Below are 14,372 nucleotides of genomic sequence, written 5' to 3' on the forward strand. Positions count from 1 at the left end.
AAAGGACAGACGCATGGAAAAGGAAATCAAAGAAGCATTGAATTTCGCGATCGGAGCTGCTAAGACTCTGAGAGAACAAGCTGATAGTATTCTTTTGAAAGTGGAAAAAGAATTTAAGGAACTCTCCGCAAAAGGTTCCCAGGATCAAAGTGAAGTCGCTAATAATCTTCGTAAATATATCGAAGACGCGTTACGCTCCGTTGAAGGTCTTGCTGGTCAGGTAAATACCAAAGTAGAAGAAGTGAAAAAAGATTTCGGAAAGAAAAATTCTAACGGTTCTGCCGGCTGATCCCTATTCGAACCTTAAGATCCGGATCGGATCCATACTTTCGCGTATCATTCTCCTAATCTAATCATTTCAAAGCCTGGGATCGTCCGATCCTAGGCATAACCATTTCGCTAATCTTTCTCTATAGGATATCGGCGGAGGACTTTCCATCTCCAGCTCGAAAGAAGTATTCCAGAGAGAAACTCCTCTCTCAAATTTGATGCTTAAGATTTCAAAGATCTTTTCTCTGTGAGTGCTAAACCAAGTAGAAGGTTCGAATCCTTCCTCAGTCAAATAACCTTCTAATAGATCAATCGTCCTATAATCGGAAGCGAGCGCAGAATAAGAGAAAGAATCGTCTGCGAATTCTGAGAAGATCTCTTCCCATTCTTCTGCACGATTTCTTTCTTTGTTTCTACAATCGTACGCTTGGCAAATGGAAGCTCCATAAAAGGAATAATTCTGACTGCGAGCATCTCCGGAATACACCGGATGGATCATGCATCCTATCCTGCTTCTCACCTTAGTTTCAGAATGATCAGAAGGAATTTCTTCCGTAAGCATACCTAGAAAAGGACAGTTATAAGTTAACGGGTCCTTCTTTACGAAATTTTTTTCTGCGTCTTCTCTAACTTTGCGGAACTCAGCCATTGTATATGGCTTTGCAAAGTCTACAGTTTGCTGAAAGGTTTCGGTCCTTTCTTTTAAAACGTTTCTTAATTTATCTGCAGGAAGTTCTAGATTGAAGAGCCCGCAACATGCTCCGCAAGAAAACGGAACATTAGCGGAAGGCTGGCAAAGTCCCACTCACATACCGCCGTGAGGCAGATTTCCCGATTTGGAGGATAAGAATCCTAAAAAGGCCAACTCTAGATCTTTGGTCTCCGGATTTTCAACAATACTGCAATTTAAAGGAAAGATCTGCAGCCTATCTTCATGGAATACAATTACCTTACCTCGATACTTCTCGATTTGCTCTCCTATAAAGTCCTGTTTGATCATTGGGGCTGCTACCAAAGAGGACTCAGGCTTTAAGCCTCGGAAGAACAAGTGTGTGTTGGAATTGGTAGATACTAAGAAGATGCTGATCCTCTCTAATTCCTCCAACTCCGTAAGAAGATTTTCGAAATAATATTGAAAGGTGATCAGATATCCGTCCGCGGATTCAGGTTGGATCTGTCCTTTAGAATAAAGATCCATCCATTGGATCATTTTCTGAATGGTATCCTTATTCGCGAAGAGTATCTCCGCAAGATCGGTGACCACAGGAGTGATCTCTAATTTTCTGAAATCATGTAGGCATTGAAAGATCAGTTCCCACCATCTTTCAATATTATAAGCATCATCCGGATTATTCGGGATGTACTTTCCTAAGGAATGGTTCTGGTGATCACTAAATAAGATCCCGCCAAGTATCTTGGAGAATTCTTCAAATGAACGGATCAGATATTCCATCAATTGGAAGGAAGTCAGTGATTCTTCTTTCTGTCTTTCAGTGAATTGATAATAAGAAGAAGCGATCGCGCTAGGATAGAATTTGAATATTAAAGAAGGATTAATGATCTTATGGACCGGTTTTCCTTTGGTAGGATCGGAGACTACTCGAATGATCGGCTGGCCATGCAGGCTATAATTCGTCCAAGTCAGATCGCTAGGATCATAATTTCTTCTAGCATGTTCTTTTGCGAGATATAAGGACTCGCCGATGCTCTTATCTGCAAATAAGTTCGTATAGAATTGGATCGTGAAGTCGATGGTGTTCTGGTTATCCGCGATCTCCCAATTTGTCCCAATAAAACTTTTGATGCCTGACATCAAAAATGATCCTGCGAAATTATTCATCAGGTCAGAATTCAGGTTTCGAGTCGTACTCTTGTTCGATTGGCAAGAGTTAGAAAAAACCATGTCTGTATTGAAGCCGGAGTTTTTGATCTCCCTTGCTTTTAGGATCTTTCCTTCGGAGATCAGCCATCCGTTTTCTAAAGGATCGTCCGAGAAATACAAATGTCCTGAGTAGTGAATGATATTCTTTCCTTTGATCAAGGAGAGAAGTTTCAATTTGGTAACCTGGCGTCCGCCTATGAATTCTATTTCTAAGCGCGAGCTTGGGACCTTTTCACTCAATACTCTAAAGAGTTGCTCTCCCTCTTTTTGCGCCCATTCCAGATCCTCGGTTGGATCTGCGATGATCAGCATTCTAAGCTTTTCTTTTTCTTTGAATGCAGCGCTATTGGATTCTCCTCGTACGGTCTTCCCTATGAAGAATTTGTCGGAGAGAAAGCAAGTGCCGTCGTGCAGGAGTTCCCACGGGATCACTCCTAACTTAGGATCAATATTAAAGTGCAGGAATTTTTCAGTAGTAAGTCTAAGCTTCTCTTGGATCGCAGATGGAAAGAATTGATCGTAGAATGTTTCTCCCAAGATCTTGAGATCGTGAAGAATATCCGTTTCAAGAGTAGGAGTTTGGACTGATTTCTGATGAATTGCGACGGAAACCCGAACTAAATTTTCGATTTCCTTAATATACTCGAGGATAAGGTCCTCGTCCATGGTAGATTGAAGGTGAGATTCGGACCCGCTGCCTGAGCTATCCAATACGTTGAATACGTTTACCGCACCGACTCTGTCTATAATTAGGTTCAGCATTTGAATCGAAAACTGCGCCTAAGTGTTTTCCTCCGATCGGACATAAAATCCGATAGAGGAAACCGGTTAGCTCGCCCTTAATCCAAAAGGATAAAGAGGTCGATCGATTTAGACAAGTCTTTTCCCTGAAACTCGACTGTGTACTTTCCTTCTCTCAATCCGGAGAAGTTTGTGATCCCTTCGGAATTGAATTGGTTAGAAAGGATGAATCTTCCGTCCTTAGAAAGATTTACTCTTTGGAAATCTTCCGGTCTAGGACATTCGATTTTGACACTTAAGTAAGCAGTTTCGTCAGTTTCTTGTACGACTTGGTAAGTGAACTTGCAGTCTTTATCTACCTTCTCTTCGAATACAATAAACTCGGATGCGGAAGGTGCTTTTGCTACTGCAGAACGCATAGCAGGCGCGTAATCCACGCGAGTATTGATTTGTAAGGTTTCGATCAGACTTCCGAAAAGTTGTGCTCCGGATTTTCCTAATTTCACTACGATAGATTCTTTGCCCTGTGCCTTACGGGACAGTTCTATCTCCACATATCTTTTCAGATATTCAGGAAACGGTTTTACCTGCCAGCCCTCATTAAGTTCGGCCTTGCTGAGGTCCAACTCCTCTTGGAAAGATTGGAATTGGTGTTGGCGGGCTGCCGATTCGAAATAGGATTCTCCTGCAGCTTTCAAACTCGCCTGGAGGGCTTCCTCCATTTGAATGAGTTCATTCTGTAGATCGGTGTTTTTATCCAGGCCGGACAATACGTCCGTCTTTCCCTCAAAGAGAGATTGGATTATTTCTGGCACCGAGTTTTGTTCGCGGTTGGATTCCATTTGAGTGCGACGCTCCAATAGCTTTTATGACGATTCTTTCTACTCAGACAATTCCGAGAATTTGAGTTTTTTTTGTATTTTTTCGATCAGACGCAACAAAGTAACGCTAACATTTCCTTCCGTAATTCCCAATAGATCCGCAACCTCACGATAGGGAGTACGGGCTAAGAAATGGCCTTTCTTTCGCTTTTCTAGCAGTTTCTTTCTCTGTTCGTATTTCTTTTTTAATGCCTGAGAGGTTTTATCTATCTCTTGAGGGAGGATAGGAGCCTTTTTCACTGTAGCAGTTTGCTTTTCCTTTAGCTCCAGAATATTCAGATACAGAGACGTAATCTTGTCTTCCATACGAATATTCTCCTCTTCTCTTTTGGAAAGTTCGGATCTTAGCTCCAGGATCTTCTTTTTGAGATCATCCAGACCTAGATTCGTTTTACTGACCAAGAATTGGATCTCTTCTTCGTCCAGATTGAGATAGTAAATATAAGATAATTTGAAAATGACTCGTTTCTCTACTCCGATCTCTCCCAAAACTTGGTGAAAAAGTTTGGTGAGCTCCTGAGCTTCTTCGACCAACTCAGGTCTTAGATCGGGTTCGTCTTCGATAGTAGCGTATTCTTTTCCTTCTTTATTGATCTTTCCGAGGTTGGTGATCTTGAGCTCTCTCTTGGTTCTTTGCCAATCAATGAGCATATTACGTAAAACGGAATAGAACCAAGTGCGGAAGCTGGACTTTCCTTTAAAGCTGGAGAACCTTGCACCGGTTTTCAATCTTTCGAACGCGTACAAGAAGAAGTCACCGGCATCATCTTCGCTCAGATGAAAAATTTTCATCGGGAAGTTGTATATATCTTCGGAATAGGACTCGAAGAATAATTTGAGTGCGGCCTCGTCTCCTTCCCCGCAGCGGGTAACCAGGTCGAGGGTTTTATCCTTTGACAAATTCATTCTTTATGTAACCTTGCACCAGGGGGCCAAGCTAAATGAGACGTATTATATATCTCGGAATTATCTTGGCCGCGTTCCATCTAAGCACCTTTGCACAAAACGATAAAGTAATAAATTTTCTTTTCCCTGTGAAAACCGACGGAATCGAGAACAAAGTTAGTTCCGTTTTCGGAGAATCCCGTGGAGATCATTTTCATAATGGAATGGATATTGCTTCTTCCGGAGAACCTGTTTTGGCAATGGCCGAAGGCAAGATCCTCTACTCGCGGTTTGGTGAAGACGATCCGTTTGGGGAAGAATTCGGGACCGGAAATTCGGTCTGGTTGGATCATGGAAATGGGATTTATTCTTCTTATTATCACCTGAAAGACGGTCGGCTTCCCGGTCTGTTGGACGAAAGGCTAGTTGCCGCCGGCGAAAAAATTGCTTATACAGGGAACACAGGGCACTCGAGCGGTGCTCACCTACACTTTGTTTTGCTAAGAGAATTCGGAAAGATCATCCAAGACCCTATGAAAGTCTTGGCCCCAGTCGAAGATGAGACTCCTCCGGCGATCGGAAATCTTTTGGTCCATCAGGACGAGAGTAAATTCAGCCAGATCAACGACGGAGATAATATCAATATCTCCAAGCCTTTTCCTGTAACAGTAGGTATTCAAGATGCGGGGAAGAAATCAGGTCAGAGAAGGGGAGTTGCCCAGATCCAGGTTTCTTTGAACGGCCAGCAATTGAAGAAGGCGAGCTTCTCCAATCTGCATTATGAAAAAGGAGAATGGAAGAATTCAGAAGGATTCCCGTTCACCGACCTGTATTACAAAGATCAGTATCTGCTTGGTAATTTAGATTTTCGTAATGGAGAGAATACGATCAAGGTCTTGGCCTGGGATTTTCGCCAAAACCTCTCCGAGAAAACTTTTACGTTTTACGTGACTCGGATTCGTTAGATCTTAACTGCTTGTTTGGTCCCGTTGGACTTATAGACTCTCACGTTATCTCCGAAACTTTCGAAGACACTTCCTTCACCCAATAAAGTTACCAAGCGATTCATCAATTCCGGATTTGGCTGAATGGAATAATGGTTATGAGCTCGGATTACTTTCTTCTCCTCATTTCCGGAGATGATATGAAAGTATACGTTGGAATTTCCTTGGTAAGCGGCTAGTAATGTGTGAAGTTGCCCGATGATATCCGGCATTTTTTTGTGTCGGTCCTCGAGTCGGATATGCAGAGCCTTTTCCATCTTGTCTTCGATGGTGCTCTCGTCTAGGATCTCGAAACTATTGACCTTGATCTGTCCTCTGAGTTCAGATTCTCCCGCCTCGATCCGATCCAGATCTCCTTTTAAAAATACTGCTTGGTCTTCTTTGATGATATCTTTGAATCTTTGATATACTTTAGGAAAGGCCACGCATTCTATTTCGCCTGTCCTGTCTTCGAGCTTGAAGTTTACGAATTCTTCTTTCTTCTTTGTGAATTTTATTTTAAGAGAAGTTAATATTCCTGCGATCTCTACCCTAGTTCCGGCCTTGATATTGTCCAGAGTCTCGATAGCTACCGAGTTGAGACTTTTTAAATGGCCTTTGTATTTGTCCAGAGGGTGGCCGGAGAGATAGATCCCTGTGAAAGCCTTCTCTCTGCGGAGTTTGTCCTCCATCTCCCATTCATCTGCATCTTTAGGAAGCTTGAATTCGTAAGCGGCACTTGCATCGCCAAAGAGAGAGAATTGACCTTCTTTCGTTCTTTCTTGTTCTTTCTGTGCGAAGGAAACTAAACTGTCCATGGATTCGAAGAGGCATTTACGAGTGAAACCGAAGGAGTCTAAGGCTCCGCCTTGGACCAAGGCTTCTAAGATCTTTTTGTTCAGGATCCGAGTATCTATATTGATCATGAACTCAGTGATTTCCTTGAAGCCTCCTAAAGATTTTCTCGCTGCGATGATATTCTCGGCAGCACCTTCTCCAACACCTTTCATTGCGGAGATTCCGAATCTTATGGTATGCTCGTCGATTACGGAGAAGGATACGTCCGATTCATTCACATCCGGGGTAAGTACATTGATCCCCATTTCACGAGCGTTGTTAATGTATTTAACGATATCTGTTGTCTTGGAATGATCTCCCGCGAGCAATGCGGCCATGTACTCGGTCGGGTAATTTGCCTTCATATAGGCTGTTTGGTATGTGACTAACGCGTATGCCACGGAGTGGGACTTATTGAATCCGTAACCTCCGAACTTCTCCAACTGATCGAAAAGATCTTCGGAGAATTTCTTGGCATGTCCTTGGGCTTGGGCTCCCTCTATGAACTTAACGCGAAGAGGGTCCATGAGTTCTTTCTTCTTTTTGGCCATTGCCTTACGGAGCATATCGGACTCACCCATAGTGAATCCGCCCACGACTCTGGAGATGCTCATCACCTGTTCCTGGTAAACAGTCAGTCCGAAGGTTTCTTTTAAGATGACTTCGCAAGAAGAATGAGGATAGGTTACCGGTTTCTTGCCGCTCTTACGTTCTAAGTATTCTTCTAACATCCCTGATTCCATCGGACCGGGACGATAGAGAGCGATCAAGGCTACGATCTCGTCGAAATTCGAGACCTGGCTACGTGCGACAAGATCAGTGATTCCTGTCGATTCTAACTGGAAGATACCGAGAGTGTTTGCCTTTCTGAGCAACGCGTATGTGTTCGCGTTATCTAAAGGTATTTTATCTAAATCTAATTCAATCCCGCGTCTCTCTCGAACTAGGTTAACCGCATAATTCAGAGTGGTTAAGTTTTTGAGGCCGAGGATATCCATCTTGATCAAGCCGACGGATTCTAGGTTATTCTTTTCGTACTGAGTTACTATGGATCGAACGCCTGGTTTATCCTTCTCTGCAACTGTTGAAAGAGGAACCACTTCATCTAATGGGAAAGGAGAGATCACAACTCCTGCGGCGTGACGTCCGGGTTGTCTATAGTTTCCTTCTAAGCGTTTAGCGATCGCAAAGATCTTTTTGTTTAAGTCATCTTTCTCGCTGGCTTGCTTCAGGTCACCGGACATCGCAAGAGCTTCGTCGATCGTAATCCCAGGCTTGCTTGGACAATAACTAGTGAGTCGGTTTGATTCTTCGAACGGAAGATTCATGACGCGAGCAACGTCTTTAAGTGCGGCCTTTGCGCCTAAGGATCCGAAGGTAATGATCTGTCCGACTCTATCTTCACCGTACTTGTGGCGGATATAATTGATTACTTCTTCTCGGCGCTCCACGCAGAAGTCCGTATCTATATCCGGCATATCTTTTCGGTCCGGATTTAAGAATCTTTCGAAGAGAAGATTGAATTGAAGAGGCTCGACATTCGTAATTCCTAATGCATAGGCTACGATAGAACCGGCAGCAGAACCTCGTCCTGGGCCGACTGGGATTCCTGTTTTCTTTGCGTAATTGATATAATCCTGAACGATCAAGAAGTAGCCTGCAAAGTGCATGTTCTTAATCGTATTCAATTCGAATTCGACCCTTTCTTTGATCTCGGAAGTTACGCTGGAATAACGCTGAGTAACACCTTCCCAAACCAGCTTTTCCATAAAGCCGTACTCGTCGAAACCATTAGGAACCGTAAATTCAGGAAGAAGGTGATTTCCAAATTTTAATTTTAGATCTACCTTATCTCGAATTTCCAAAGTAGAATAGAACGCCTGAGGAAGTTCTGGGAAGAGAAGCTTCATCTCTGCAGGCGACTTAACATAAAAATGCTGATTAAATCCGAACTCCATCTCATCTTCGATGGTCTTTCTCATTCCGATACGAAGAAGAATGTCTTGAGCTTCTTTATCGTCCTTCTTTAAGAAGTGAGAATCGTTCGTGACTACTAATTTGATCCCAGTCTTTTGAGCGAGTTCATAGACTCCTTTGGCTACGATCTCCTGTTCCGGAATTCCGTGATTTTGGATCTCTAAATAAAAGTCCTCTTTGTTAAAGATCTCATTCAGTTTACCTGCGAGCTGGAAAGATTCCGGTTCTTTTCCCTCTAGGATCTTGCGGTTCACTTCTCCCGCAAGGCAGGCAGTCAAACAAACCAAGCCATCGCTATAACGATCCAATAGATCGTAATCGATACGAGCCTTCTTATAAAAGCCTTCTGTATAGGATTTGCTCGCGAGCTTTATTAGATTTTTGTAACCTACTTCGTTTTTGGCTAGAAGAATAAGATGATACGCGTTTCCGTCGGCAATCTTGACGACTTCTGTCTCCGCCTTTCTATTGGGAGAAACGTAGAATTCGCAGCCGATAATCGGTTTTATCCCGTTTTTAACGGCTTCGTTATAAAACTCGATCGCCCCAAACATGTTTCCGTGGTCCGTCATGGCGACGGAACTCATTCCGGATTCCTTTACATGCTGCATTAACTCTTTGATACGGATCGCTCCGTCGAGCATGGAATAGGTTGTGTGGAGGTGGAGGTGGGCGAAGTCTTCCATACCAAGGGACATAATAGAATTTGGGTCCGATCTCCGTCAAGCGGAGTGAGGGAGAATCTCTTATTCTTAGTCCGGAAATCAGTGTCGAATTGCCAGGATTTTTTCTAGGAGTTCCTACGCTAGTTGGAACGGAAAAAAGCGCCAAAAATAATCGTTTCTATCCGTACTATTATTGAATTTGCGAATGCATCCTTTAAAGAATGTCCCGATGCGGATCCTAAAGTGTTTCCTCTTTCTTTCGATCGGTTTGCTTGTCATCGAATGTGTGACTGCGGACCATAGTGAGAGAAATTTTTCTGCTCGAACTGCTGCAAGCGAACTACCGACTCGGGTGGTTTTAAGAAAGAGCATTGCTCCAAACAAAGATACAAAACTAAATATTTCCGTAGAGGTTCTCGATCCGAAAGCAGATTGGTCCGATGCGGTACTTGCCAATTTTTTTATAAAGGATGATAGCTCGATTTTGCTTCGGCTTTCTTCTCATTATTATCTGGTGTTTGTAAGGATTCAAAATAATAACTCCATAAGAGAAGTTCTGAATTTATCCGGATTGGAATTCGAACATGAAGGAGAACCATTCCGTCCCGAAGCATGGGAAAATTATCCTAAAAATATCTCCTGCCTTAATTGGAAAGGGAACATAAAGAATTTATATAATGCAGGAGTATTAACGCTAACTACTGTGTTTATCGTAGGCGCAGTCGCAGCCTGCGCGAAAGAAGGAAACTGTGACGGAATGAAGCATATTGGAAATGTTATGGATCTGTCGACTTCGGGAGAAACAAATATTTCTAAAGCGATTTCTAATCCTTTATTTACCACTAATTTAGAGTTTTGGAATGAAAAGGATCCTTGGGTAATGAATCCTGGGACAAATAAAGAGTTCTTTTTGCTCTATCCTAAGTCTTGGTCTCAAAATTTAGGGACAAAGGCTCTCTTATCTGCGAATTGTTTTTAATTTTTTCATTATTTATAAAAATAGAATAGATCCTATTCGAAATTTAGTATATTCTGCACTTTCGCAAAATGGAGAACCATGCAGAAAGCGCCTACGATCCCTACTCGAATTGCCACTAGATCCGACCTGGAAGAACTCTCGGAGTTGTTCGACTTATATCGAAAGTTTTACGGATACGAATCGGATGTCCCCGCTGCAAAACGATTCTTAGAAGACAGGCTTTTGTACAAAGATTCCATCCTTTTAGTAGCAGAAGGTCCTGGAGGCTTAGTCGGATTTGCACAATTGTATCCTACGTTTTCCTCTTTAACCATCCAAAAGGATTTCATATTAAATGATCTTTATGTAAGAGAAGGCGAACGTAGGAACGGGATCGCAAAGAAACTCTTAGAAGAGGCTACCGCTGCAGTTATAAGATGCGGAGGAAAAGGAATGGGTTTGGAGACTTCTCCAGATAATCGAACTGCTCGGATCTTATACGAACATTTCGGATTCAAGTTGAGCGAATCCTTTTTGCATTACTATTGGGTCGCGCCTAAGGAAGCCTAAACTTCGCAAAGGCGCTCGTAATTTTAGCCCTTTGGAGGAAGAGGCCCTAACTTATCCAAAAGCATTTGGTTTACCAGATTCGGATCTGCTTTGCCTTTAGAGACTTTCATCACGTAACCTACAATCGCACCGAGAGCTCTGTCCTTTCCGGATTTGTATTTTTGGACTGCGTCTTCATTTGCAGCAATCGCCTCGTCTACAATCCTTTCGATCTCTTTGTCATCGCGAACTACGATCAGGTTCTTTTCGGTTACGATTGCCTCTGGATCCTTATCACTGCTAAGCATTTCTTCGAAAACAGTCTTTCCGATCTTTCCGGAAATCTTTCCGTCCGCGATCAGTTTTACGAGACCGCCAATCCTTTGAGGTCCTACATTGAATTCTGAAATTGTAATGCTTTCTTTGTTTACGATCCCGAGCACTTCGTCTTTGACCCAGTTCGAAGTTCTCTTTGCGTCTCCGGAAACTTTGAGAGCATCTTCGAAATAATCCGCGATCTCTCTTTCTGCGGTGAGTACGTCCGCATCGTATTTAGGAAGTCCGAGTGATTCTACAAAGCGATCTCTTCTTGCATCCGGAAGTTCCGGCAAGGTTTTACGAATATCTTCTACAGTTTCTTTGGTAAGAATAACAGGAGGAAGATCTGGATCCGGAAAATAACGGTAATCATGACTCATCTCTTTGGTTCTCATAGTAAGAGTCACATTCGAAGCAGAATCCCAAAGTTTGGTTTGCTGCGGGAAGGTCTTGCCTTGGGTGTACATATCCTTCTGCCATTCTACTTCGTAGTCTATCGCAGCCTTGACTGCTTTGAACGAGTTCAGGTTCTTGATCTCTACTCTGGTTCCGAATTTATCCGAACCGACTGGTCGAATGGAAACGTTCGCATCGCAGCGAAGGGAACCTTCTTCCATATTACAATCAGAAACTCTAATATACCTGAGTACAGATTTGAGAGCTAATAGATAATAATATGCTTCGTCAGAAGAGCGCATATCCGGTTCGGAAACGATCTCTATCAGAGGAGTTCCTGCTCTGTTTAAGTCAACATAAGACTGAGGGATTTTAGGGTCAGCAGAGTGTATTAGCTTTCCGGCATCTTCTTCAATATGAATTCGAGTGAGGTTTACGTATCTAGGTTTATCTTCTCCCTTGACGGTGAAGGTAATTCCTCCTCCAACGCAAATCGGCCTGTCGAATTGAGAGATCTGATATCCTTTGGGAAGGTCAGGATAGAAATAATTCTTGCGGTCGAATTTTGTATGAAGAGTGATATCCGAGCCGAAGGCGAGTCCCGCCATGATCGCTTTAGAAAGAGCGTCTTCGTTCAGGACAGGAAGAGATCCCGGTAACCCCAAGCAAACAGAGGAAACTTGAGAATTGGGAGCCGCACCGAATTTAGAGGGACTATCGGAGAATACTTTGGAATTGGTATTGAGCTGTGCGTGTACTTCCAAACCGATGATCACTTCATATTGCACTAGAACACCTCTTTGCCTCGAATTTGTAGGATGAGTTTTTTCCTTATCCTTGAAATTTTAGAGGCCTATGGAGTTATTCTTCCAAGCGGACCAGTACCGGCAACGGATTTTTGAATGAAACAAACTCTTTGTATTGCGAATCAGAAGGGTGGAGTGGGAAAAACCACTACATCCGTGCATCTTGCTGCCGGCCTAGCAAGAAAAGGAGAGAAGGTCCTTTTAATCGATCTGGATGCTCAGAACAATGCGAGCTCGGTTTTTCCGGAATCCAAGTCGGATTCTGCCAAAGATTCCTTTTCACTTTTCAGTGAGAGGGCTCCTCTTTCGGAGATCATAGTGCGTACCCGGATTGAAGGTTTGCATCTTCTTCCTTCTTCTTCCAAGCTGACCCAAATCGATGTGTTGCTGGCTGGCAAGATGGACGGTTTCTTTATCCTGAAAGAAGCATTAGAACCGCATTCCTCCGATTTTGATTGGGTGGTGATCGATTGTCCTCCTAGTCTTTCTTTGATTACTATGAATGCTTTCGTTGCTGCAACCGGTGTTATTGTCCCCTTGCAGGTTTCCAAATTTTCTTTGGATGGAATTGAGGCGATCTTAGAAGCAAAGGGCAATACAGTAAAACGGTTCAATCCCGGGCTTAAGATTTTAGGCGCTCTACTGACCTTGTTCCAGCAAAGGACTACCATGTCTCAGACTGTTGTGCCGATGATAGAAGAGCATCTTCGTTTATTCGAATCTAAGATCCCTCCTTCCGTTGCCGTGGAGGAAGCGCATCTACTGAACCAATCCCTTTACGAATACCAACCTAAGAACAAGGCAACAAAAGCTTATCTTCAGTTTACCGAAGAGGTATTCTCTCTTGGCTAAGAAGTCCGATTCTAAAAAAGATCTATTGAAGAAGGCAGCAGGCGACGTGGTTCGCAAAACCTTGGGAGGAGAAGTTCGAGTTCCCGAACAAACTTCTTCTAAGAACCTTTCTCAAGATTTACCTAAGGAAGAGGCCGAGATCCCGAAAGAGACTTTGGTCAGGCCTTTGGATGTAGAGAAAAGCCGGGAAAAACAATTGCCCAAAAAGGAGCCCCTCTTCAAGGTAAACAACGATATGAGGATAGAAGAATATACCCAGTCAGGAAACCGTGATTCCAACGGGAATAAAAAGTGGATTCGTATCCTCGGAGTCTTCTTATTTGCCGCGCTTGTTTGGTGGATCTGGCCTTCTAAGCACGAGATCTATATGGATGTGGACAAGATGACTCCCGATAAGGTTTCGGGAATGACTTCCGAAAAGGAATATCATTTTACTCACGGCCAAGACTTCTTCATTTATTATAAGAGAGGCGGATGGTTTTCTCCCGATCGTATCAAGCTCACGATCTATAAAGTGGATGATTCTAGAGAAGAAGTCAGCGTCCAAGAAAAAGATTTCAAGCGTAGGTTCGATAAATTCCAAACCTATTATGACGATTCTTTCTTTGATGAAGAAGGAGCGTATGAAGTTGAGATCAAGAACGAGGACGAAGAGGTTCTTGTTACCAAGAAATTCACCATCGACTAAATGAAATTCTTTCTAATTCTTTTTTCCTTTTTCCTATTCTTTTCATTTTGCGAGCCTGCGGATCGTCCTGCAGGATTGCCTGCCGGCGCTAAACATGATCGAAATATGAATGCTTATGTTCTGATCGAGAATGGCGTCAGCAGAATATATTACGATAATGGAAAGTTATTCTTCGAATGTCCTGTGGATGAGAACAAGTTGTACCACGGAGATAGCAAATCCTATCTTCGTTCCGAGGATGGAGTTTCTGCTCAAGGAAGATATGAGCATGGAGTTAAGGTCGGAGATTGGACTTGGTACTTTCCGAATGGAAAAGTTTACGTAAAACAAAAATTCGGTCCTGGGCCCAAGGATCTTGCCGCTCAATTTAACGGTGACGAAGGGAACGAAGACGGACCGTACGAAAGATATTATCCAGAAGGAAATCTAGAAGTAAAAGGTCATTACAAGAGCGGTTTCAAATCGGATTTTTGGCAGAAGTTCTTTAAGGACGGAGAGTTGGAATACTCAGGATATTATTCCAAAGGCAAAAAGATCAGGACCTGGTTCTATTATTTCCCAAATCGTCAGACCGAATCTGTAGAAGTATTCGATGATTCAGGAAAATTCATCTCTCGCACGATATATGCTCCTGATGGCAAGAAACTCTGTGATGTAGAAGAGAAAGGATCCCATTGCGGATGA

At 43.0% G+C, this 14,372-nt stretch carries 13 protein-coding genes; 7 read left to right on the plus strand and 6 right to left on the minus strand.

What is annotated here, in order from left to right; all coding sequences use genetic code 11:
* Positions 1 to 13 precede the first annotated feature (13 nt).
* Positions 14 to 289 carry a phasin-related domain-containing protein gene (locus EHO59_RS04345; protein ID WP_135585094.1) on the plus strand — a complete coding sequence of 92 codons (276 nt, stop codon included), beginning with the start codon at positions 14 to 16 and terminating at the stop codon, positions 287 to 289.
* 69 nt (positions 290 to 358) lie between these two features.
* On the opposite strand, the gene EHO59_RS04350 is transcribed toward EHO59_RS04345, so the two are convergent.
* The 4 genes from EHO59_RS04350 to EHO59_RS04365 all read right to left on the minus strand — a co-directional run bounded on the left by EHO59_RS04350 (position 359) and on the right by EHO59_RS04365 (position 4,680).
* Complete coding sequence (locus tag EHO59_RS04350) at positions 359 to 1,075, minus strand: hypothetical protein (protein WP_135585096.1); 717 nt, start codon at positions 1,073 to 1,075, stop codon at positions 359 to 361.
* A complete protein-coding gene (locus tag EHO59_RS04355) occupies positions 1,076 to 2,914 on the minus strand; it encodes a CHAT domain-containing protein (protein WP_135585098.1) in 1,839 nt (612 codons plus the stop codon).
* A 77-nt stretch (positions 2,915 to 2,991) separates the two neighbouring features.
* Positions 2,992 to 3,735: a hypothetical protein gene (locus EHO59_RS04360; protein ID WP_135585100.1), complete on the minus strand. Its 744-nt coding sequence runs from the start codon at positions 3,733 to 3,735 to the stop codon at positions 2,992 to 2,994.
* 39 nt (positions 3,736 to 3,774) lie between these two features.
* On the minus strand, positions 3,775 to 4,680 hold the full coding sequence (locus tag EHO59_RS04365; RefSeq protein ID WP_135585102.1) for an RNA polymerase sigma factor: 906 nt from the start codon (positions 4,678 to 4,680) through the stop codon (positions 3,775 to 3,777).
* Between the two features lie 35 nt (positions 4,681 to 4,715).
* Here EHO59_RS04365 and EHO59_RS04370 point away from each other — a divergent pair, with 35 nt between their 5' ends.
* Positions 4,716 to 5,624 (plus strand): M23 family metallopeptidase, encoded by a 909-nt coding sequence (locus EHO59_RS04370; protein WP_167882061.1) that lies wholly within the window; start codon positions 4,716 to 4,718, stop codon positions 5,622 to 5,624.
* Here the strand turns inward: EHO59_RS04370 and dnaE are convergent.
* Positions 5,621 to 9,142, minus strand: coding sequence for a DNA polymerase III subunit alpha (dnaE, locus tag EHO59_RS04375; RefSeq protein ID WP_210413046.1), 3,522 nt, complete (start codon positions 9,140 to 9,142; stop codon positions 5,621 to 5,623). The genes EHO59_RS04370 and dnaE overlap by 4 nt on opposite strands.
* Before the next feature lie 208 nt (positions 9,143 to 9,350).
* On the opposite strand from dnaE, the gene EHO59_RS04380 reads away from it, so the two are divergent.
* Together EHO59_RS04380 and EHO59_RS04385 are read left to right on the plus strand one after the other, a co-directional pair.
* Positions 9,351 to 10,100 carry a hypothetical protein gene (locus EHO59_RS04380; RefSeq protein ID WP_135585106.1) on the plus strand — a complete coding sequence of 250 codons (750 nt, stop codon included), beginning with the start codon at positions 9,351 to 9,353 and terminating at the stop codon, positions 10,098 to 10,100.
* Positions 10,101 to 10,178: 78 nt separating this feature from the next.
* Complete coding sequence (locus EHO59_RS04385) at positions 10,179 to 10,649, plus strand: GNAT family N-acetyltransferase (protein WP_135585108.1); 471 nt, start codon at positions 10,179 to 10,181, stop codon at positions 10,647 to 10,649.
* Between the two features lie 23 nt (positions 10,650 to 10,672).
* Here EHO59_RS04385 and gatB read toward each other — a convergent pair whose 3' ends face one another.
* The gene (gene gatB, locus EHO59_RS04390; RefSeq protein WP_135585110.1) at positions 10,673 to 12,130 is read right to left on the minus strand and encodes an Asp-tRNA(Asn)/Glu-tRNA(Gln) amidotransferase subunit GatB; all 1,458 of its coding nucleotides are present in this window, start codon (positions 12,128 to 12,130) and stop codon (positions 10,673 to 10,675) included.
* A 114-nt stretch (positions 12,131 to 12,244) separates the two neighbouring features.
* Between gatB and EHO59_RS04395 the strand changes: the two genes are divergently transcribed.
* From EHO59_RS04395 to EHO59_RS04405, 3 genes are read left to right on the plus strand one after another with little or no spacing between them, the layout of a single operon-like run.
* Positions 12,245 to 13,000, plus strand: coding sequence for a ParA family protein (locus EHO59_RS04395; protein ID WP_135585112.1), 756 nt, complete (start codon positions 12,245 to 12,247; stop codon positions 12,998 to 13,000).
* Positions 12,993 to 13,688, plus strand: coding sequence for a hypothetical protein (locus EHO59_RS04400; RefSeq protein WP_135585114.1), 696 nt, complete (start codon positions 12,993 to 12,995; stop codon positions 13,686 to 13,688). The genes EHO59_RS04395 and EHO59_RS04400 overlap by 8 nt, the downstream gene beginning before the upstream one ends.
* A complete protein-coding gene (locus EHO59_RS04405) occupies positions 13,689 to 14,372 on the plus strand; it encodes a toxin-antitoxin system YwqK family antitoxin (protein ID WP_135585116.1) in 684 nt (227 codons plus the stop codon).

It is taken from the genome of Leptospira semungkisensis (assembly GCF_004770055.1).
GTDB lineage: Bacteria > Spirochaetota > Leptospiria > Leptospirales > Leptospiraceae > Leptospira_B > Leptospira_B semungkisensis.